Annotated in this window: 15 protein-coding genes and 1 pseudogene; 10 read left to right on the top strand and 6 right to left on the bottom strand. The window is 60.8% G+C overall.

Annotated elements, in window-relative coordinates:
- Positions 1-125: 125 nt before the first annotated feature.
- The gene (locus BT204_RS10775) at positions 126-1,202 is read right to left on the bottom strand and encodes a DUF748 domain-containing protein (RefSeq protein WP_072446792.1); all 1,077 of its coding nucleotides are present in this window, start codon (positions 1,200-1,202) and stop codon (positions 126-128) included.
- A gap of 125 nt (positions 1,203-1,327) precedes the next feature.
- On the opposite strand from BT204_RS10775, the gene cysK reads away from it, so the two are divergent.
- Positions 1,328-2,302, top strand: a complete 975-nt coding sequence (gene cysK / locus BT204_RS10770; RefSeq protein ID WP_014717498.1) for a cysteine synthase A — start codon at positions 1,328-1,330, stop codon at positions 2,300-2,302.
- A 243-nt stretch (positions 2,303-2,545) separates the two neighbouring features.
- Positions 2,546-3,484, top strand: a complete 939-nt coding sequence (locus tag BT204_RS10765) for an aspartyl/asparaginyl beta-hydroxylase domain-containing protein (protein ID WP_005786126.1) — start codon at positions 2,546-2,548, stop codon at positions 3,482-3,484.
- A 177-nt stretch (positions 3,485-3,661) separates the two neighbouring features.
- Here BT204_RS10765 and acnA read toward each other — a convergent pair whose 3' ends face one another.
- The gene (gene acnA / locus BT204_RS10760; RefSeq protein ID WP_072446790.1) at positions 3,662-6,403 is read right to left on the bottom strand and encodes an aconitate hydratase AcnA; all 2,742 of its coding nucleotides are present in this window, start codon (positions 6,401-6,403) and stop codon (positions 3,662-3,664) included.
- A gap of 196 nt (positions 6,404-6,599) precedes the next feature.
- On the opposite strand from acnA, the gene rlmM reads away from it, so the two are divergent.
- The gene (gene rlmM / locus BT204_RS10755) at positions 6,600-7,676 is read left to right on the top strand and encodes a 23S rRNA (cytidine(2498)-2'-O)-methyltransferase RlmM (protein ID WP_054919968.1); all 1,077 of its coding nucleotides are present in this window, start codon (positions 6,600-6,602) and stop codon (positions 7,674-7,676) included.
- Between the two features lie 129 nt (positions 7,677-7,805).
- Positions 7,806-8,051, top strand: coding sequence for a sulfurtransferase TusA (tusA, locus tag BT204_RS10750; RefSeq protein ID WP_054898798.1), 246 nt, complete (start codon positions 7,806-7,808; stop codon positions 8,049-8,051).
- On the opposite strand, the gene BT204_RS10745 is transcribed toward tusA, so the two are convergent.
- On the bottom strand, positions 8,048-9,442 hold the full coding sequence (locus BT204_RS10745) for an MATE family efflux transporter (protein WP_014717502.1): 1,395 nt from the start codon (positions 9,440-9,442) through the stop codon (positions 8,048-8,050). The genes tusA and BT204_RS10745 overlap by 4 nt on opposite strands.
- 250 nt (positions 9,443-9,692) lie before the next feature.
- Between BT204_RS10745 and pdxB the strand changes: the two genes are divergently transcribed.
- Positions 9,693-10,835, top strand: a complete 1,143-nt coding sequence (gene pdxB / locus BT204_RS10740; protein WP_072446788.1) for a 4-phosphoerythronate dehydrogenase PdxB — start codon at positions 9,693-9,695, stop codon at positions 10,833-10,835.
- Between the two features lie 102 nt (positions 10,836-10,937).
- On the opposite strand, the gene BT204_RS27865 is transcribed toward pdxB, so the two are convergent.
- Complete coding sequence (locus BT204_RS27865) at positions 10,938-11,111, bottom strand: PA1571 family protein (RefSeq protein WP_014717504.1); 174 nt, start codon at positions 11,109-11,111, stop codon at positions 10,938-10,940.
- Positions 11,112-11,348: 237 nt separating this feature from the next.
- Here BT204_RS27865 and BT204_RS10735 point away from each other — a divergent pair, with 237 nt between their 5' ends.
- Positions 11,349-13,136, top strand: a complete 1,788-nt coding sequence (locus tag BT204_RS10735) for an ABC transporter ATP-binding protein/permease (RefSeq protein ID WP_175550966.1) — start codon at positions 11,349-11,351, stop codon at positions 13,134-13,136.
- 133 nt (positions 13,137-13,269) lie between these two features.
- Here BT204_RS10735 and BT204_RS10730 read toward each other — a convergent pair whose 3' ends face one another.
- Complete coding sequence (locus BT204_RS10730; RefSeq protein ID WP_054919957.1) at positions 13,270-15,198, bottom strand: transglycosylase SLT domain-containing protein; 1,929 nt, start codon at positions 15,196-15,198, stop codon at positions 13,270-13,272.
- A gap of 213 nt (positions 15,199-15,411) precedes the next feature.
- On the opposite strand from BT204_RS10730, the gene BT204_RS10725 reads away from it, so the two are divergent.
- Positions 15,412-17,334, top strand: coding sequence for an ATP-binding cassette domain-containing protein (locus BT204_RS10725; RefSeq protein WP_072446784.1), 1,923 nt, complete (start codon positions 15,412-15,414; stop codon positions 17,332-17,334).
- A gap of 182 nt (positions 17,335-17,516) precedes the next feature.
- Here the strand turns inward: BT204_RS10725 and BT204_RS10720 are convergent, their stop codons facing one another.
- Complete coding sequence (locus BT204_RS10720; RefSeq protein ID WP_034126643.1) at positions 17,517-17,957, bottom strand: universal stress protein; 441 nt, start codon at positions 17,955-17,957, stop codon at positions 17,517-17,519.
- A 105-nt stretch (positions 17,958-18,062) separates the two neighbouring features.
- Between BT204_RS10720 and BT204_RS10715 the strand changes: the two genes are divergently transcribed.
- From BT204_RS10715 to fadB, 3 genes and pseudogenes are all read left to right on the top strand, one after another.
- Entirely contained in the window at positions 18,063-18,500 is a 438-nt protein-coding gene (locus BT204_RS10715) for a hypothetical protein (RefSeq protein ID WP_072446782.1), read from the top strand.
- Between the two features lie 21 nt (positions 18,501-18,521).
- Positions 18,522-18,608, top strand: a pseudogene (locus BT204_RS27350) (outer membrane lipoprotein carrier protein LolA); the annotation flags it as partial.
- A 449-nt stretch (positions 18,609-19,057) separates the two neighbouring features.
- Positions 19,058-21,205, top strand: a complete 2,148-nt coding sequence (gene fadB / locus BT204_RS10710) for a fatty acid oxidation complex subunit alpha FadB (protein WP_003189649.1) — start codon at positions 19,058-19,060, stop codon at positions 21,203-21,205.
- Positions 21,206-21,232: the final 27 nt, after the last annotated feature.

Genomic DNA, 21,232 nt, shown 5'->3' with positions numbered 1-21,232 from the left:
GCGGGTCACATCAGCCCTGGCCCATGCAGGAAGTGTGGGAGCTGGCTTGCCTGCGATGGCGGTGTATCAGTGACAGATGAGTTGGCTGACCCACCGCCATCGCAGGCAAGCCAGCTCCCACAGGGTTAATCAGCGCTGGGCTTGGGCTGTTCGTAACGAGCATTGAACGCCTGGATGAACCCATTGCGCAGAATCGCGATCACCGCAGAAAACGCACTGATATTTTGCTGATGCACGCTACCGCTCAGCTCCACACGGGTGGCGAACTGGTTTTTACGCTGGTTTTTCAGCACGGTTTCGCTGGCGCCCACCACGGCTTCCCAGATCGAACGGAAGATATTCTTGTCCTGGTTTTCAACGTCTTGTTGCCAGTCGAACACCTCCACATCGCGCAGCAGCGGCTTGATATAGCCGGTGAGCCGGCCATTTTCAGCCTGGGCTTCGATCACCACATCACCCGTGCCTGCCTTGAAGTCGAACTTGCCATAGGCAGAGGCGAAGTCGTTCATGCGTTTGAGTTGCAGGTCGCGGGCGCGGAAGCGGAACTCGAACTCTTCGAAATCGCTCAGCGGGTCAAAGGTGGCGTTGGCTTCCAGGGGCGCCTGGCCTTGCAGCAGTGCCTTGCCTTCAAAGCGTGCATCACGCTTGCCTTTGACATCCACCACATTGGTCAGGTTATAGAAGCTGGCGTTGACCGCGGTGGCGTTGATATTCACCTGAGGCTTGGAGCTGAAGTTATGGAAGGCGATCTCGCCGTCTTCGATGCGTACTTCATTGAGGGTAATCGGCAGCAGCTTGCGCAGTTGTTCCTGCCAGTCGGTGCCCTTACCGGTCTGGGACGCCTGTTTGTTGGCCCCGCCATCGACGAAGTTGATCTGCGGGCGCACAAAATGCCCCTCGGCCACGACGGCGTGGTCGTACCAGAGTGAATGCCAGCTCACGGCGAACTCGATCAGCGGCGCCTTGACGAACGGTACCGGGACCTTGCCGTCCACCTTGACGATTTGCAGGCCGTTGATCCGGTAGGCGCCGCGCCATAGCGCCAGGTCCACATCGGCAATCTCGCCACGGTAATCGCCCATGTTGGCGAGTTTGTCGTTCAGGTAGTTGCGCACCAGGTAGGGCAGCGCGATGTGCACGGCAATCAGGACCAGCACCAGAGCGGCGATTGTCCCTAACGGCCAACTGTAGCGACGTTTCATTGGGCAGTTCTCCTAGCTTGTAGGGGATTGACTGTTCTGATCGTCGCAACGTTCCTCCTTCTGGACGCTTGGGAGCACGAGGCATACCCTTGGGGCCTTCCAAAGTCTCGACAACAGGAATCGCCATGAGCCGCATCTTCGCAGACAACGCGCACTCCATCGGCAACACGCCTCTGGTTCAGATCAACCGCATCGCACCGCGGGGCGTGACGATCCTGGCCAAGATCGAAGGGCGTAACCCCGGCTATTCGGTGAAGTGCCGCATTGGCGCCAGCATGGTCTGGGATGCGGAAAGCAGCGGCAAACTCAAGCCGGGCATGACCATAGTCGAGCCGACTTCGGGCAACACCGGTATCGGCCTGGCGTTTGTCGCCGCCGCCCGTGGCTACAAATTGCTGCTGACCATGCCGTCGTCCATGAGCCTTGAGCGCCGTAAAGTGCTCAAGGCTCTGGGCGCCGAACTGGTGCTGACCGAGCCGGCCAAGGGCATGAAGGGCGCCATCGACAAGGCTGCCGAGATCGTCGCCAGCGACCCGGCCACCTACTTTATGCCGGCCCAGTTCGACAACCCGGCAAACCCTGCGATACACGAGAAAACCACCGGCCCGGAAATCTGGAACGACACCGATGGCGCCGTGGACGTGCTGGTGGCGGGCGTAGGAACCGGCGGCACTATCACCGGGGTATCGCGCTATATCAAAAACACCGCGGGCAAGCCGATCCTGTCGGTGGCTGTGGAACCCATGGTTTCGCCGGTGATCACCCAGGCCTTGGCGGGTGAAGAGATCAAGCCCAGTCCGCACAAGATCCAGGGTATCGGCGCCGGATTCGTGCCGAAAAACCTCGACCTGTCGATGGTCGACCGCGTGGAACTGGCGACCGACGAGGAGTCCAAGGCCATGGCCCGACGCTTGATGCTGGAAGAAGGCATCTTGTGCGGAATCTCCTGTGGCGCCGCCATGGCCGTGGCCGTGCGCCTGGCCGAGAAGCCGGAGATGCAGGGCAAGACTATTGTGGTGATCTTGCCGGACTCCGGTGAGCGCTACCTGTCGAGCATGTTGTTCAGCGATTTGTTTACCGAGCAGGAAAACCAGGCCTGATCTTAAGAGCAACCCTGTGGCGAGGGAGCTTGCTCCCGCTGGGCTGCGCAGCGGCCCCATTATTCTGGGAGCGCTTCGCACTCCAGCGTGAGCAAGCTCCCTCGCCACAAGGTTGATGTATGTCACCCGGTCGGTCTGGGCCTTCTGCATAATGGCTCAAGTGTTTATCATGGCCGGCTGTTACGTCTGGTTTCCCATTGACGGAAATTTGCTGGCCAGGCGCTTATTTCCAGGAGTTGCTGCATGACCTTTTCTTTGGCCGCCAAACTGTCGGTGTTGCTGCTGTTCATCGGCAGCACGCTGTATGTGCACCTGCGTGGCAAGGCCCGTTTGCCGATGTTGCGTCAGTTCGTCAACCATTCGGCGCTGTTCGCCCCATATAACGCCCTGATGTACCTGTTTTCCGCGGTGCCGTCCAAGCCCTACCTGGACCGCAGCAAGTTCCCGGAACTGGATGTGCTCAAGGACAACTGGGAAGTGATCCGCGAAGAGGCCATGCACCTGTTCGACGAGGGCTATATCCGCGCTGCCGAAAAGAACAACGACGCCGGCTTCGGTTCGTTCTTCAAGAAGGGCTGGAAGCGTTTCTACCTCAAGTGGTACGACAAACCGCTGCCTTCGGCCGAGGCACTGTGCCCCAAGACTGTGGCTCTGGTGAGCAGCATCCCTAACGTCAAGGGCGCGATGTTCGCGCTGTTGCCGGGTGGCAGCCACCTCAACCCGCACCGCGACCCGTTTGCCGGTTCCCTGCGTTATCACCTGGGGCTGTCCACGCCGAACTCCGACGACTGCCGTATCTTCGTCGACGGCCAGGTCTACGCCTGGCGCGACGGTGAAGACGTGATGTTCGATGAAACCTACGTGCACTGGGTGAAAAACGAAACCGAACAGACCCGTGTGATCCTGTTCTGCGACATCGAGCGGCCGTTGAGCAACCGCGTGATGACCCGCATCAACCGCTGGGTCAGCAAGCAACTGGGCCGCGCAACCGCACCGCAGAACCTCGATGACGAGCGCGTGGGCGGCATCAACCAGGCGTACGCCTGGAGCAAGACCTTCAGCGACAAGTTCAGCGGCCAGGTCAAACAGTGGAAGCGCAAGCATCCCAAGGCCTACCGCATTGCGCGGCCGGTGCTGGCGGTGGTGGTGTTGGTACTGCTCTGGAAGTGGCTGTTCGGCTAAACCGCACACCATAAAAAGGCGCTGTATCGAAAGATACAGCGCCTTTTTCATGCCTGGAATGTGATCAAAACTGTGGGAGCTGGCTTGCCTGCGATGGCGGAGTATCAGCTATAAAAAGGTTGGCTGACCCACCGCTTTCGCAGGCAAGCCAGCTCCCACCTTAGATCTGCGTTTTTCTTAAGAGGCGATCAACTGGCGCAGCACGTAGTGCAGAATCCCGCCCGCCTTGAAATACTCCACTTCATTCAAGGTATCAATCCGGCACAGCACCTCAACCTTCTCGCTGCTGCCATCCTCCCGAGTGATCACCAACGTCAGGTTCATCCGCGGCTCGATCTCGGCATCGGTCAGCCCGAGGATATCGATCTTCTCCCTGCCGGTGAGCTTGAGTGTCTTGCGGTTCTGATCCAGCTTGAACTGCAACGGCAACACGCCCATGCCTACCAGGTTGGAGCGATGGATACGCTCGAAACTCTCGGCGATCACCGCCTTGACCCCTAGCAGGTTAGTGCCCTTGGCCGCCCAGTCGCGGCTGGAGCCGGTACCGTATTCCTGGCCGGCGATCACCACCAGCGGTGTGCCCGAGGCCTGGTACTTCATGGCGGCATCGTAGATCGCCATTTTCTCGCCCGTAGGGATATACAGCGTGTTACCGCCTTCTTCGCCGCCGAGCATTTCATTGCGGATACGGATATTGGCGAAAGTGCCGCGCATCATCACTTCATGGTTGCCCCGGCGTGAGCCGTAGGAGTTGAAGTCACGCGGCTCCACGCCCTGTTCGCGCAGGTAGCGCCCGGCCGGGCTGTCGGCCTTGATATTGCCGGCAGGGGAGATGTGGTCGGTGGTTACCGAATCCCCCAGCAGGGCCAGCACGTTGGCGCCCTTGACGTCCTCGATCACCGGCAGCGGGCCAGCAATGTCGTCGAAGAACGGCGGGTGCTGGATGTAAGTGGAATCTTGCTGCCATACGTAGGTGGCTGCCTGCGGTACTTCAATGGCTTGCCATTGCTCGTCGCCGGCAAACACTTCGGCATATTCCTTGTGGAACATGCTGGTGCTGACTTGGGCCACCGCTTCGGCGATTTCCTGGCTGCTGGGCCAGATGTCCTTGAGGTACACCGGATTACCCTGCTGGTCATTGCCCAGCGGCTCGCTGCTGATGTCGATGCGCACGGTACCGGCCAGCGCGTAGGCGACGACCAGGGGTGGCGAGGCCAGCCAATTGGTTTTCACCAGTGGGTGCACGCGGCCTTCGAAGTTACGGTTGCCGGACAGCACCGAGGCCACGGTGAGGTCGGCCTTCTGGATGGCTTTTTCGATCGGCTCGGGCAGGGGCCCGGAGTTGCCGATACAGGTGGTGCAGCCGTAGCCCACCAGGTCGAAGCCAAGCTTGTCCAGGTACTGGGTGAGGCCCGCAGCCTTGTAGTAGTCGGTGACCACTTTGGAGCCCGGCGCCAGGGAGCTTTTCACCCAGGGCTTGCGGGTCAGGCCTTTTTCCACGGCTTTTTTCGCCACCAGCCCGGCCGCCATCATCACGCTGGGGTTGGAAGTGTTGGTGCAGGAGGTAATCGCGGCGATCACCACCGCGCCGTTTTTCAGGCGATAGGTGTTACCTTCGTATTCATAATCCGCCTCGCCGACCAGGTCGGCATTGCCCACGGCAACGCCGCCTCCGCCTTCGCTTTCCAGGCGGCCTTCTTCTTTGCTGGTGGGCTTGAATTGCAGGTCGAGAAAATCGCTGAACGCTTGGCCTACATTCGGCAGGGCGACGCGGTCCTGGGGGCGTTTGGGCCCGGCAAGGCTGGCCTCGACAGTGCCCATGTCCAGGGCCAGGGTATCGGTGAACACCGGCTCCTGGCCTGCGTTGCGCCACAGGCCCTGGGCCTTGGTATAGGCTTCCACCAGCTTGACCGTCTCAGCCGGGCGGCCGGACAGGCGCAGGTAGTCCAGGGTCACCTCATCCACCGGGAAAAAGCCACAGGTCGCGCCATATTCCGGTGCCATGTTGGCGATGGTCGCGCGGTCGGCCAGGGGCAAATCGGCCAGGCCGTCGCCGTAGAACTCGACGAACTTGCCCACCACGCCTTTCTTGCGCAGCATTTGCGTGACGGTCAGCACCAGGTCGGTGGCGGTGATGCCTTCCTTGAGCTTGCCGGTGAGCTTGAAGCCGATCACTTCCGGGATCAGCATCGACACCGGCTGGCCGAGCATCGCCGCCTCGGCTTCGATCCCGCCCACGCCCCAGCCCAATACGCCGAGGCCGTTGATCATGGTGGTGTGGGAGTCGGTGCCTACCAGGGTGTCGGGGAAGGCGTAGGTGCGGCCGTCTTCCTCTTTGGTCCATACGGTGCGGCCCAGGTATTCGAGGTTGACCTGGTGGCAAATGCCGGTACCCGGTGGTACCACGCTGAAGTTGTCGAAGGCGCTCTGGCCCCAGCGCAGGAAGGCGTAGCGTTCGCCGTTGCGCTGCATTTCGATGTCGACGTTCTGCTCGAAGGCGTTGGTGGTACCGAACTTGTCGACCATCACCGAGTGGTCAATCACCAGATCCACCGGTGACAGCGGGTTGATGCGCTGTGGGTCACCCCCGGCCTTGGCCACGGCAGCGCGCATGGCGGCCAGGTCGACCACGGCGGGTACCCCGGTAAAGTCTTGCATCAGCACGCGAGCGGGGCGGTACTGGATCTCGCGGTCGGACTGGCGTTCTTTGAGCCAGGCGGCGATGGCCTTGAGGTCGGTGCCGGTGACGGTCTTGGCGTCTTCCCAGCGCAGCAGGTTTTCCAGCAGCACCTTGAGGGACATCGGCAGCTTGTCCAGGTCACCCAGGCTCTTGGCGGCTTCGGGCAGGCTGAAGTAGTGGTAGGTTTTGCTGTCTATTTGCAGTGTCTTAAGGGTTCTCAGGCTATCAAGGGATGACATTACATGACTCCTTATGGTCCGCACGGCTACGGACCTGACGGGACGAACAGAGCTATCACGTTAGCGCTGTTTTCATTAGCAGGCTAATAACTGGACTCTATCGCTGAGTCCAAGGTTCCGAACTCGGCTATCATGCGCGCGTTTTCATGACAGGTATTGCGATAGCGCAACGCCGGTTGATTCACCAGGAGATTCAATGAACACCCTTTTTATGCACTGCCGCCCGGGTTTTGAAGGCGAAGTCTGTTCCGAGATCGCGGAGCACGCTGCGCGCCTGAACGTTTCCGGCTACGCCAAGGCCAAGACCGGCAGCGCCTGCGCCGAATTTGTCTGCACCGAAGAAGACGGCGCCCAGCGCCTGATGCACGGCCAGCGCTTTGCCGAGCTGATCTTCCCCAGGCAGTGGGCGCGCGGGGTGTTTATCGACCTGCCGGAAACCGACCGCATCAGCGTGATCCTCGCCCACCTGCGCGAGTTTCCGCTGTGCGGCAGCTTGTGGCTGGAGATGGTCGACACCAATGACGGCAAGGAACTGTCGAACTTCTGCAAGAAATTCGAAGTGCACCTGCGCAAAGCCCTGCTCAACGCCGGCAAGCTGGTGGACGACCCGAGCAAGCCGCGCCTGCTGCTGACCTTCAAGAGCGGCCGCGAAGTGTTCATGGGCCTGGCCGAGTCGAACAACTCGGCGATGTGGCCCATGGGCATCCCGCGCCTCAAGTTCCCGCGTGACGCGCCCAGCCGCTCGACCCTCAAGCTGGAAGAGGCCTGGCACCACTTCATCCCCCGTGACCAGTGGGACGAACGCCTGCACGGCGACATGACCGGCGTCGACCTCGGCGCAGCACCGGGCGGCTGGACCTGGCAACTGGTCAACCGTGGCATGCTGGTGACCGCCATCGACAACGGCCCCATGGCCGAAAGCCTGATGGACACCGGCCTGGTGCAACACCTGATGGCCGACGGCTTCACCTTCGTGCCCAAGCAGCCGGTGGACTGGATGGTCTGCGATATCGTCGAAAAACCTGCGCGCAACGCGGCACTCTTGGAAACCTGGATTGGCGAAGGGCATTGCCGCGAGGCGGTGGTGAACCTGAAGTTGCCGATGAAGCAGCGTTACGCCGAGGTGAAGCGCCTGCTGGAGCGCATCGAAGAGGGCTTCAAGGCGCGCGGCATTCGTGTGGAGATCGGCTGCAAGCAGCTCTACCACGACCGCGAAGAGGTGACCTGTCACCTGCGCCGCCTGGTAGACGTAAAGAAATCCAAAGGCCGCTGATATTAAATGTGGGAGCTGGCTTGCCTGCGAAAGCGGTATTACAGTCGAAGTTTATGTTGAATGTGCCCCCGTCATCGCGGGCAAGCCCGCTCCCACATTGTTGAGCGGTGCCAGTTTTAGGAGTGAAGTATGAGTCTTGAACAGCCTGTCGACGGGACCCTCGACGCCACCGGCCTCAACTGCCCGGAACCCGTGATGATGCTGCACCAGCACATCCGCGACCTGCCGGCGGGCGGCCTGCTCAAGGTCATCGCGACCGACCCGTCGACCCGTCGCGATATCCCCAAGTTCTGCGTGTTTCTCGACCATGAACTGGTGGATCAGCGGGAAGATGCTGGCACCTACCTGTACTGGATCCGCAAGAAAGCCGATTAAGCCTGCGCCTTTTCGGCCCGAATGCGTCGGCGTGCACTGCGCGCCAGGCGCACCACCAACATCCCCGCCGCACAGCTCAAGCCCACGATCAGCCCTTGCCATAAACCGCTCGGGCCGCTGGGCTCGCCGAGCCAGTTTGTCAGGCCCAGGGCGTAACCTACCGGCAGGCCCACGCCCCAATAGGCGAACAAGGTCAGCACCATGGTCACCCGGGTGTCCTGGTAGCCGCGCAATGCGCCGGCGGCGGTGACCTGGATCGAGTCAGAGAACTGGAACAGCGCCGAGAACACGATCAGCATCGACGCCAGGTGGATCACTACCGGGTCGGGGGTGTAGATCGCTGCAATCTGCTCGCGAAACAACAGCATCAAGCTGCAGGAAAAGCAGGCATACGCCAGTGCGGTGCCCATGCCGACGCCGGCGGCGAAGCGTGCTTCCCGAGGTTCGCCGCGCCCCAGCGCCTGGCCGACGCGCACGGTGACGGCCATGCTCAGGGAATAGGGGATCATGAACACCAGGGAGCTGACGTTCAGCGCGATCTGGTGACCGGAGACCACCGTGGCGCCCAGGCTGCCGATCAACAAGGCGATCACCGCAAAAATACTCGATTCGGCAAAGATCGCCACGCCTATCGGCAGGCCAATGCCCAACACGCGCTTGATCACCGCCCACTGCGGCCAGTCGAAGCGCTTGAACAATTCGCTGCTTTGATAGGCCGCGCCCCAGCGCGTCCAGATGGCCAGGCCGATCATCATCACCCACATCGCAATCGCGGTAGCCCAGCCACAACCCACGCCGCCCATGGCCGGTACGCCCAAGTGGCCGTAGATGAAGATGTAGTTCAGCGGAATATTCAGCGCCAAGCCGCACAAGCCCATGACCATGCTCGGCCGTGTGCGGCCCAGGCCGTCACTGAAACAGCGAAACACGTAGTACAACGCCACCGCCGGCATACCGGCGGCGATGCCGTGCAGGTAGCCCATGGACGGCTCGATCAAGTCGGGTTCGACCTTCATCGCATGCAGGATCGGCTCGGCGCATAGCAACAACAGCGCCCCTGCGATGCCAACCACGACGGCCAGCCACAATGACTGACGCACCAAGGGCCCGATCTCGCTGAACTGGCCCGCACCGTAGCGCTGGGCGACTTTCGGCGTGGTGGCAAGCAGAGTGCCGGTCATCAACAGGTACACCGGGATCCAGATCGAATTACCCAGGCCCACCGCCGCCAGGTCCTGCGGGCTCACGCGCCCGGCCATCACCGCGTCGACGAAGCTCATCGCGGTGGTGGCCAGTTGGCCGATCATGATCGGCAAGGCCAGCGTCAGCAGGCCGCGCACTTCCCGGCTGATGCGGGCGGGGCGGGAGAGGGTAGCGGTGGCAGTGTTCACGTACAGGTGTCCAATAGAAAGGCAGTCGCAAGGACGGCGGATTCTACGCGTTGACGCAGCGGTCAGGAAAAAACCTGTGTTAGGGATTTGTAAGCGATGCGCCCAGGCCAGCGCTGACCCCTGTGGGAGCTGGCTTGCCTGCGATGCGGGCACCTCGGTCCATCAGGCAAACCGGGTCGATGCAATCGCAGGCAAGCCAGCTCCTACACAGGATCTTCTGTACACTGCCAATCCGCCAAAGGAGCCTGCCATGCTGATTGTTGCCGACGAAAATATCCCGCTGCTCGATGCATTCTTCGAAGGGTTTGGCGAGATTCGCCGCGTGCCCGGCCGTTCCATCGACCGCGCCACCGTCGAGCAGGCCGATGTACTGCTGGTGCGCTCGGTGACCAACGTCAACCGTGCCTTGCTTGAGGGCAGTAACGTGCGCTTTGTCGGCACCTGCACCATCGGCACCGACCACCTGGACCTCGACTACTTCAAGCAAGCGGGTATCCAGTGGTCCAGCGCGCCCGGCTGCAATGCGCGTGGGGTGGTGGACTACGTGCTTGGCAGCTTGCAGACCCTGGCTGAAATCGAAGGCGCTGACCTCAAGCAGCGCACCTACGGCATTGTCGGCGCGGGTGAAGTCGGCGGGCGTTTGGTCAAGGTGCTCAAGGGCCTGGGTTGGAATGTGTTGGTGTGCGATCCGCCGCGCCAGATTACCGAGGGCAGTGATTACGTCAGCCTGCAGCAGATCATCGAGCAATGTGACGTGATCAGCTTGCATACGCCGCTGATCAAGTCCGGCAACGGTTCTACCTGGCACCTGCTTGATCGCCAGCGCCTGGAACAGCTCAAGCCAGGCACATGGCTGATCAACGCCAGCCGGGGTGCGGTGGTGGATAACGCCGCGCTGCGCGAGGTGTTGCTGGCGCGCGAAGACCTGCAAGCGGTGCTGGACGTGTGGGAAGGCGAGCCCGAGGTGGACGTCGACCTGGCTGACCTGTGCGTGCTGGCCACACCGCATATTGCCGGCTACAGCCTCGATGGCAAGCAGCGCGGCACCGCGCAGATTTACCAGGCGCTGTGCGCGCACCTGGGCCAGGAACCGAGTATTCACTTAAGTGATTTGCTGCCGGCCCCCTGGCTGGCCGAGATGCACCTGCATCCTGAGACTGACCCGGCCTGGGCGCTGGCGACCTTGTGCCGCAGTGTGTACGACCCACGCCGTGACGACGCGGATTTCCGCCGCAGCCTGGTGGGCACCGTGCAGGAACAGCGCCAAGCTTTCGACCTGCTGCGCAAGCACTATCCGGAGCGTCGCGAGATCGATGGCTTGAAGGTGCGCATCAACGGGGAGTCGGCGGTGCTGTCACAGATCGTGACTGCTCTGGGTGCCGAACAGCTGTAACGGTTATCGCGGTGCTCTTGAGGCCTTCGCGAGCAAGCTCGCTTCTACAGAGGGCATAAAAAACCCGGCCATCTGGGCCGGGTTTGAAAGAGCGTGGGCGCTTCAGCCTTGCTGGGCAGGCTTGACCAGTCGCTGTTCCAGCTCGCTGCAGGCTTGCTGGATCATTTCTTCGGTAATCTGCACTTCCCGGCCCTTGGCATCGATGTACGAGCAAGGCAGCTGCTGCGGCTGGCGGATCACTTCAATCTTGGCGTCGCTGCTATTTTGCAAGGTCATGGCCTGTCTCCTCATCAGGTTGTGTACCTACTTTAATTCCCCCTCATGAACGCGCTGTTACAACTCCTTACACGCTCATCGGTTCGAACACCCAGTCCACCAGAAACCGGTACATATTTCCAGATCAGGCTTAGACCGATAGCCTCTAGCGGCCTGCATCGGCGGGCATAATTAACCTGACTCATTGTTATTTGCGCAAGTTCCCCCAATGTTGAGGTACAGACTCCTCATTGGGTGATGCCTTCCATGTTCTCAATCCGTCAACGCCGTGCGATTCGCCTGGCCAGCCGCTTTATTGCGCCCTACCGTTGGCAGGCGCTTGGCGCACTGCTGGCGCTGATCGTCACCGCTGGCATCACCTTGTCCATGGGGCAGGGCATACGCCTGTTGGTGGACCAGGGCTTCATGACCCAGTCGCCGCATCTGCTCAACCAGTCTATAGGCCTGTTCATGCTGCTGGTGCTCGGCCTGGCCGTGGGCACCTTCACGCGGTTTTACCTGGTGTCGTGGATTGGCGAGCGGGTGGTGGCCGATATTCGCCGGCAGGTGTTCAATCACCTGATCTACCTGCACCCAGGCTTCTACGAGAACAACCGCAGCTCGGAAATCCAGTCGCGGCTGACCACCGACACCACCTTGCTGCAATCGGTGATCGGCTCATCACTGTCGCTGTTTTTGCGCAACGCCCTGATGGTGATCGGCGGCATCGTGTTGCTGTTTATCACTAACCCCAAGCTCACCAGCATCGTGGTGGTGGCGTTGCCGCTGGTGCTGGCGCCGATTCTGATCTTCGGGCGCAGGGTGCGCAGCCTGTCGCGTTTGAGCCAGGACCGTATCGCGGACGTCGGCAGCTATGTCGCCGAAACGCTGGGCCAGATCAAGACCGTGCAGGCCTATAACCATCAGGTGCAGGACGAACAGCGCTTCGCCGTTACCGTCGAGGACGCCTTTGTCACGGCACGTAAACGCATCTTGCAGCGTTCCTGGCTGATCACCCTGGTGATCATGCTGGTGCTCGGCGCGGTAGGCGTGATGCTGTGGGTGGGCGGCATGGACGTGATCAGCGGACGCATTTCCGGCGGTGAGCTGGCGGCGTTCGTGTTCTACAGCCTGATTGTCGGCAGCGCCGTCGGCACCCTGAGCGAAGTGCTTGGCGAGTTGCAGCGTGCCTTTGGTGCAGCCGAGCGTATCGGTGAGCTGTTGCAGTCAGGCAACGAGATCCAGGCGCCGACCACAGGCGGCGTACGTTTGCCGGAACGCGTCAGTGGCCGCATGGAACTGCAGGACCTACGCTTTTCCTATCCTTCGCGACCGGACAGCTACGCCATCGACGGCTTGAACCTGACCATCAACCCGGGCGAAACCCTGGCGTTGGTAGGGCCGTCCGGTGCGGGCAAGTCGACAATTTTCGATCTGCTGCTGCGTTTCTACGACCCCCAGCAAGGCCGAATCCTGCTCGAAGGCCAGCCGCTGACCGAGCTTGACCCGTTAGACCTGCGGCGCCATTTCGCTCTGGTGTCCCAGAGCCCGGCTTTGTTCTTCGGCAGCGTCGAGGACAACATCCGCTACGGCAACCCGTCCGCCACCACCGCCCAGGTGGAAGCCGCCGCCCGAATCGCCCACGCCCACGACTTCATCCTGAAAATGCCCGACGGCTACCAGACCCACTTAGGTGAAAGTGGCCAGGGCCTTTCCGGCGGCCAGCGCCAACGCCTGGCCATCGCTCGCGCCTTGCTGGTCGACGCGCCGATCCTGCTGCTGGACGAAGCCACCAGCGCCCTCGACGCCCAAAGTGAACACCTTATCCAGCAAGCGCTGCCGCAGCTGATGCAGGGGCGCACCACGCTGGTGATCGCCCACCGTTTGGCCACGGTGAAGAATGCCGACCGCATTGCGGTGATGGACCAGGGCAAGCTGGTGGCGGTGGGCACGCATCAGCAGTTGATTGCGAGCAATCCGCTGTATGCGCGGTTGGCGGCGTTGCAGTTCAGTGATGGAGATGAACAGGTGAATCAGCGCCCATAAAAAATGCCCGCATCTTTCGATGCGGGCAATGAAACCTCTGTAGGAGCGAGCTTGCTCGCGAAAAACTCACAGGCGCCGCGTTTATCCAGGAAGCACTCGTTAGCGTTGACGTTCTTCGCGAGCAAGCTCGCTCCTACTGGTCGTCGAAGTACCGCTCATGCCAATCCACCAACGGCTGTGGTGAGTTGAGCTTCTGCCCGTAGATCACCGAATAAGACAGCACGTTCTGCACATACTGGCGGGTTTCGTCGAAGGGGATGCTTTCCACCCATACGTCGAAACTGAGGTGGTCTGCGCCGCGCAGCCATTGGCGCACGCGGCCTGGGCCGGCGTTGTAGGCAGCGGAGGCGAGCACGCGGTTGCCGTTGAACTGGCTGTGCACCTGGCTCAGGTAAGCAGCGCCGAGCTGGATGTTTTTATCCGGGTCCAGCACCTGGGCCGGGGAGGCCAGGGGGATGCTGAACTTGCGTGCGGTTTCCTTGGCGGTGCCGGGCATCAGTTGCATCAGGCCGCTGGCGCCGACGCCGGAGCGGGCATCGTCCATGAACGCGCTTTCCTGACGGGTGATGGCAAAGATCCAGCTGGAGTGCAGGCCACGTACCTTGGCTTCGCGCACCAGGGTGTCGCGGTGGGCCATCGGGAAGCGGATGTCCAGATCGTCCCAGTACTGCGCCTGGCTGATGGTGCGGATGGCCGGAAAGTACCACTTCATGTCGTAGGCCAACTTGGCCTGGGCGACCATCTCGTCACGGTTGAAATGACGGCTGACGTGGTACCACTCACGGCGACCGTCGACGATCTGGCCACGGGCGTAGAACTCCAGGGCACGCCGCACCCCAGGGGTATTGCGCACCTTGTTGACCAGCGCCTGGCTCATCACCAGCGGCTTGTTGTTCAACTGGTAAGGGGCTTTGGAGCGGTCAGCAGCGAGGAAACCGTAGAAGTCCCGCTCCTTGGCCACGTTTTTGTACAGCACCAAAGCCTGCGGGTTTTTCGGCTCGGCCAGCTCCAGGCTGCGTGCCTGCCAGTAGCGCCAACGGTTGGTGGTGGCCAGGTCCTGTGGGAGTTTGCGGGTCAACTGGTAGGCGTCTTCCCAGCGCGCCAGGCGCAACAGCAGGCGCAGACGCCACTCTGAAACCGTATTGTCGCGCAACTCGGGGTCGTACTTGGTCATGACCTCCAGCGCGCGCGGGTCGAAGCGCTTGGCCAGGGTCAAGCCGATCTCGCGGGCAATCGACACCTTTTCGTCACGGGAGAAGTGCATGCTGCTGGCGTAGCCATCGAGCAGCGACATGGCTTTGTCCGGATCCTGGCGCGCCAGGCGACGCAGGCCCAGGCCCACGGCGTCAGACATGGCCTCGGTGGCCGGCTGGAAGCGTGACGGGTCGCTGAGCATGTCTGGCTTCTGTGCCACATCCACCATCAGGCGGCCCTGGGCGCCAAGGGTCGGCAGGGTTTTCACCAGGCTGTTGGCCAGCGCGTAGTTACGCGCTTCGGCGGCGAGCTTGGCGCGGTCCCAGATCTTCTGCTCGGTGAGTTGGCCGGCAGCGGCCCATTGGCCAAACGTGACGTCACAGGCGGCTGGCTGGGATTTGCCGGTCATCCACAGTTTTTCGGCGGTCTTGTAGCCTTCGGCCTTCAGGTTGTGGCTGAGCTGGTATTGGCCATGCAGGCAGTCCAGCTCGACGAAATTGAGCTTGGTGTCGTAGTACTTTTCAAAAGTCTGCCAATCGCCGCGTTCGGCCAGCCAGCGCAGCCAACGCAGTTTCATCCAGTTGGCCTGGGGCAGGTCGCCGTGTTTGGCGAGGAATTGTTCGATTTCCTCGTTACTTGCGGTTTTCAGGCGCGCGGTCAGTTCGTCATAGGCCAGATAGGGCGTGAGCGGGTAGTCGGCCAGGGCCTGGCTGTATTGCATGTAAGGGCCGGTGTCGCCCTTGGCCAGGGCGCGTTTGGCTTGATCGTAATACTGGCGTTGAGTGGTGAGATCCACCGCCTGGGCGGATTGAACGGCAGTGGCGGAAAGGAGCAGACAAGACAAAAAGTTGAAAAGGCGACTGCGCATGAGACGTCCGTGCAGAGAAATCACGACTAGCACCGGCACCGCCGACACTGATTGCCCCTAGCTTAGCCTTTTGCCAGCGGCCCGCGAAAGCTTTGCCGGCTGGTTCGTTCAAGTTCGCTGGAAATGTCCTACAGAACGTGTCTATACAGAAAATCCCGACCGCATCCCACCTTCAACTCAGGTAGAATGCGCGCCCAGTTTTTGGAGAAGCGTATGACCCTGCTCAAATTCAGCGATGTGTCCCTTGCTTTCGGCGCCATGCCGTTGTTGGACAAGGTGTCCTGGCAGATCGCCCGTGGTGAGCGGGTGTGCATCATCGGCCGCAACGGCACCGGCAAGTCCAGCATGATGAAGCTGGTAAAAGGCGACCAGAAGCCCGATGACGGCTCTGTCTGGCGTGCCCCGGGCCTCAAGATCGGCGAATTGCCGCAAGAATTGCCGGTGGCCGACGGACGGACAGTGTTCGACGTGGTAGCCGAAGGCCTGGACGGCGTAGGCGAGTTGCTCGCGCAATACCATCACCTGGCACAGAACTGCGTCACCGAAGAAGACCTGGACAAACTGATGCACGTCCAGCAAGACCTCGAAGCCCGTGATGGCTGGCGCTTGCAGCAACTGGTGGACAGCACCCTGAGCCGCCTGCAACTGCCGCCCGACAAGACCCTCGCCGAATTGTCCGGTGGCTGGCGTCGTCGCGTGCTGCTGGCCCAGGCCCTGGTGTCCGAGCCGGACCTGCTGCTGCTCGACGAACCGACCAACCACCTGGACATTGGCGCCATCGCCTGGCTTGAAGAAGCCATCAAGGACTTCCAGGGCGCCGTGCTGTTTATCACGCACGACCGTGCATTCCTGCAGAGCCTGGCCACGCGCATCCTCGAGCTGGACCGTGGCGGCCTGATCGACTGGAACGGCGACTACGCCAGCTTCCTGGTGCACAAGGAAGCCGCCCTGGCGGCCGAAGAAACCGCCAACGCGCTGTTCGACAAGAAGCTGGCCCAGGAAGAAGTCTGGATCCGCCAGGGCATCAAGGCCCGTCGCACCCGTAACGAAGGCCGCGTGCGTGCCTTGAAAGCCTTGCGCGTCGAGCGCAGTGAGCGCCGCGAGCGTACCGGCAAGGCCAATATCCAGCTCGATACTGCCGACAAGTCGGGCAAGCAAGTGATGGTGCTGGAGAACGTCAGCTTCCATCACCCGGACGGCCCGTTCCTGATCAAGGACTTCTCCATGGTCCTGCAGCGTGGCGATCGTATCGGCCTGCTGGGCGCCAACGGTACCGGCAAGACCACCTTGCTCAAGCTGATGCTCAGCGGTCTGCAACCGACCAGCGGCAAGGTAGAAGAGGGCACTCGCATCGACGTGGCCTACTTTGACCAGTTGCGCCACCAGTTGGACCTGGAAAAGACCGTGATCGACAACGTCGCCGAAGGTCGCGACTTTATCGACATCGACGGCCAGAGCCGCCACGTACTCAGCTACCTGGGCGACTTCCTGTTCAGCCCGCAACGTGCGCGCACGCCGGTCAAGGCTCTGTCTGGTGGTGAGCGCGCGCGCCTGCTGCTGGCCAAGCTGTTCAGCAAGCCGGCCAACCTGCTGGTGCTCGACGAACCGACCAACGACCTCGACGTGGAAACCCTGGAACTGTTGGAAGAGGTCTTGCTGACCTTCAACGGCACCGTGCTGATGGTCAGTCACGACCGGGAATTCCTCGACAACGTGGTCACCAGCACCCTGGTTTTCGAAGGCGAAGGCAAGGTGCGCGAATACGTGGGCGGTTATCAGGACTGGCTGCGTCAGGGCGGCTCGCCGCGCCTGCTGGGCGTGACCGAGAGCAAGTCGGGCAAGGCCGACCTGAACACGGCGGTGGTGGCGCCGGTCGCTGCCGAAACGCCTGCACCGGCTGCTGAAGCTGCGCCTGCCAAGAAAAAGCTCAGCTACAAGTTGCAGCGTGAACTGGAAGCCTTGCCAGGCGATATCGATGCCAAGGAACAGCAGATCGCTGCGGTCGAAGCGGAAATGGCTGACGCCGGCTTCTACCTGCGCCCTGCGGCAGAAACCGCCAAGGTCATCGCCTCTCTGGAGACGCTGAACCAGGAGCTGGAAGCGTTGGTTGAGCGTTGGGCCGAGCTGGATGCCTGACTGATCGACCCGCAATAAAAAAGCCCGGCGCTCTTCTATGAGCGCCGGGCTTTTTAATATGAAATGCGATTCAACTGTGGGAGCTGGCTTGCCTGCGATAGCAGTCTGTCAGTTGATGTATCGGGTGGCAGATACACCGCTATCGCAGGCAAGCCAGCTCCCACATTAGACCTTCATCGGTCTTACGAACTCTTTACCAGTTTGACGGCCAGTACATCGCACGGTGCGCCGTGCAATACATCATTGGCGGTCGAACCCAGCAGCAAGGCCAAGCCGTGGCGCCCATGGCTACCCACTACGATCAGGTCACAACCCTGTTCTTTGGCCAGGTGGTGGATTTCCTGGCGCGGTTGGCCGTAGGTAAGATGGGAATTTTCCTTGCTGACCTTGGGATACTTGAGAATCAAGCGGTCAAGGCGCTCCTTGGCCTGGTCGAACTGTTGCTGCTGCAGTTGGGAAAGGTCCATTGGCACGTCACCACCAAAGGCCATAGCCATGGGCTCGACGATGTGTACCAACGACAGTTTGGCGCCATTGGCAATCGCGGATTCCTGTGCGCGCTTGATCACTGGATCGCACTCTTCGGTCAGGTCGACAGCGACCAGAATATGTTCGTAGGGCATGAGGCGTTCCTCCAGGGGGCTGCAATAAGTTCAGTATGGCTGCTTTCAAGCGGATGGGGTTGCCGCAGATCAAATCCGCTCATCTAGAAATTCGGGAGTACACATATGACGGTCTGGATAGTGGTGTCAATCCTTGCGGTGGTTTTAAGCCCCCTGGTATGGCTGCGCCCTTCGCGCCAGCAGAGTGGGCGCATGGCCCTGCGCATGGAGGCACGCCGCATCGGGCTGGCCATGCAGTTGGCGCCCCAGGAGTGGCCGCACTGGCTCAAACAGGAGCCGCCGAGCCCGTGCGCGCAGTATTGCCGGCCACGACGCGGCAACGCGCCCGCAACCTGGAGCTACTGGCAGCTGGAGCCCGGGCTGTGGGTCAATCAGTGGCGTGAACCCTGTGTGGATGAGAAGTTGTTGCCGCATTTTGCAACGCTGCCGGCAAACGTCTACAAGGTCGAGGCCGACAAACAAATGATTGCCCTGTATTGGGGCGAAAAGGGCGACGCGAGCGTCCTGAAAGATATTGATACGCTGCTCAAGGCCCTGGCCTGACCCACACCTGTAGGAGCGAGCTTGCTCGCGAAAATCGCCAACGATAACGCGGATAACCAGGCTATACGCGGCGCTCTCCAGGTTTTCGCGAGCAAGCTCGCTCCTACAGAAAAGCCGGCCAATAAAAAGCCCGACATCATCATCGGGCTGGAGCTGGCCAGGCAGGCCGGTAAATCTGTAGGTTGCCGCTAGCCTAGCCGTGTATTGCGTTCTGTACAGCTTTTTCCCACACCTTTTCTATTATTGATCCTGTGAATATTTGAATATTGGCGGGTGGCCAGCCGGTGGGCCGGGTTCTGAAATGACCGGAAAGTCGCGTTTTTCCTAGCCTTTGGAGCGATTGACAATTGCTCGGAATTGGATGAAGGTGGCGTACCCAAATCAAACGGGCGTATGAATTGAGCGTTTGCCTGTCAGACGACTCATACAAAACCCGACTATCGCACTGGCGGGTGTGCCTGGCGGATTGGCGTGAGCATTGATTCAACTGTCAATGTCAAACCAGAGACCAGCGTCCAGTGTGTACTGTTCAGCTTCCATATCGTGGAGATCAGTTGATGATTTACGAAGGTAAAGCCATCACGGTTAAGGCTCTTGAAAGTGGCATCGTCGAACTCAAATTCGACCTCAAGGGTGAGTCCGTCAACAAGTTCAACCGTCTAACCCTGAACGAACTGCGTCAGGCCGTAGACACCATCAAAGCAGATGCTTCGGTCAAGGGCGTGATCGTCTCCAGCGGCAAGGACGTGTTTATCGTCGGCGCTGACATCACCGAATTCGTCGACAACTTCAAGCTGCCCGATGCCGAGCTGGTGGCTGGCAACCTCGAAGCCAACAAGATCTTCAGCGATTTCGAAGACCTCAACGTGCCGACCGTTGCTGCCATCAATGGCATCGCGTTGGGCGGCGGCCTGGAAATGTGCCTGGCGGCAGACTTCCGCGTCATGTCTGCGACGGCCAAGATCGGCCTGCCGGAAGTCAAGCTGGGCATCTACCCAGGCTTTGGCGGTACCGTGCGCCTGCCGCGCCTGATCGGTGCCGACAACGCGATCGAATGGATCGCCGCCGGCAAGGAAAACAAAGCTGAAGATGCACTGAAAGTCGGTGCTGTCGACGCTGTCGTTGCCCCGGACAAATTGGCCGAAGCCGCGCTGAACCTGATCAAGGGCGCCATCAGCGGCGAATTTGACTACAAGGCCAAGCGTCAGCCGAAGCTGGAAAAACTCAAGCTCAACGCCATCGAACAGATGATGTCGTTCGAAACCGCCAAAGGTTTCGTGGCCGGCCAGGCCGGCCCGAACTACCCGGCGCCGGTGGAAGCGATCAAGACCATCCAGAAGGCCGCGAACTTCGGTCGCGACAAAGCCCTGGAAGTGGAAGCGGCAGGCTTCGTCAAACTGGCGAAAACCTCGGCGGCCCAGAGCCTGATCGGCCTGTTCCTGAACGATCAGGAACTGAAGAAAAAGGCCAAGGCCTACGACGAAATCGCCAAGGACGTGAAACAGGCCGCCGTACTCGGCGCCGGTATCATGGGCGGCGGTATCGCCTATCAGTCGGCGTCCAAAGGCACGCCGATCCTGATGAAAGACATCAACGAACACGGTATCGAGCAGGGCCTGGCCGAAGCCGCCAAGCTGCTGGTGGGCCGCGTTGATAAAGGTCGCATGACCGCTGCAAAAATGGCTGAAGTGCTTAACGGCATTCGCCCTACGCTGTCCTACGGCGATTTCGGCCACGTCGACCTGGTGGTCGAAGCGGTTGTCGAAAACCCGAAGGTCAAGCAAGCCGTACTGGCTGAAGTGGAAGCCCAGGTCAAAGATGACACCATCCTGGCCTCCAACACCTCGACTATTTCCATCTCGCTGCTGGCCAAGGCCCTCAAGCGTCCGGAAAACTTCGTCGGCATGCACTTCTTCAACCCGGTGCACATGATGCCGCTGGTGGAAGTGATCCGTGGCGAGAAGTCCAGCGAGCTGGCCGTTGCCACCACCGTTGCCTACGCCAAGAAAATGGGCAAGAACCCGATCGTCGTCAACGATTGTCCGGGCTTTTTGGTCAACCGTGTGCTGTTCCCGTACTTTGGCGGTTTCGCCAAGCTGGTCAGCGCCGGTGTAGATTTTGTGCGCATCGACAAGGTCATGGAAAAATTTGGCTGGCCCATGGGCCCGGCGTACCTGATGGACGTGGTCGGCATCGACACCGGCCACCACGGTCGCGACGTCATGGCTGAAGGCTTCCCGGACCGCATGAAAGACGACCGTCGTTCGGCTGTCGATGCACTCTACGAAGCCAAGCGCCTGGGCCAGAAGAACGGCAAGGGCTTCTACGCCTACGAGACCGACAAGAAGGGCAAGCAGAAGAAAGTGGCCGACCCGTCGGTGCACGAAGTACTCGCTCCGGTCATCTACGAACAGCGTGAGGTGTCCGACGAGGACATCATCAACTGGATGATGATCGCCCTGTGCCTGGAAACCGTGCGTTGCCTGGAAGACGGCATCGTCGAAACCGCCGCCGAAGCCGATATGGGCCTGGTGTACGGCATTGGTTTCCCTCCATTCCGTGGTGGTGCGCTGCGTTACATCGACTCCATCGGTGTGGCCCAGTTCGTTGCCCTGGCTGATCAGTACGCTGATCTGGGCCCGCTGTACCACCCGACCGCGAAGCTGCGTGAAATGGCCAAGAATGGCCAGAGCTTCTTCGGTTAAGTGCCCAGACGACTAGAGCGAGAATAT

It is taken from the genome of Pseudomonas sp. NFPP02, assembly GCF_900119355.1.
Classification (GTDB): domain Bacteria; phylum Pseudomonadota; class Gammaproteobacteria; order Pseudomonadales; family Pseudomonadaceae; genus Aquipseudomonas; species Aquipseudomonas paracarnis.
The sequence above is the reverse complement of the archived record's forward strand: the minus strand, read 5'-3'. Positions and strand labels throughout refer to the sequence as shown.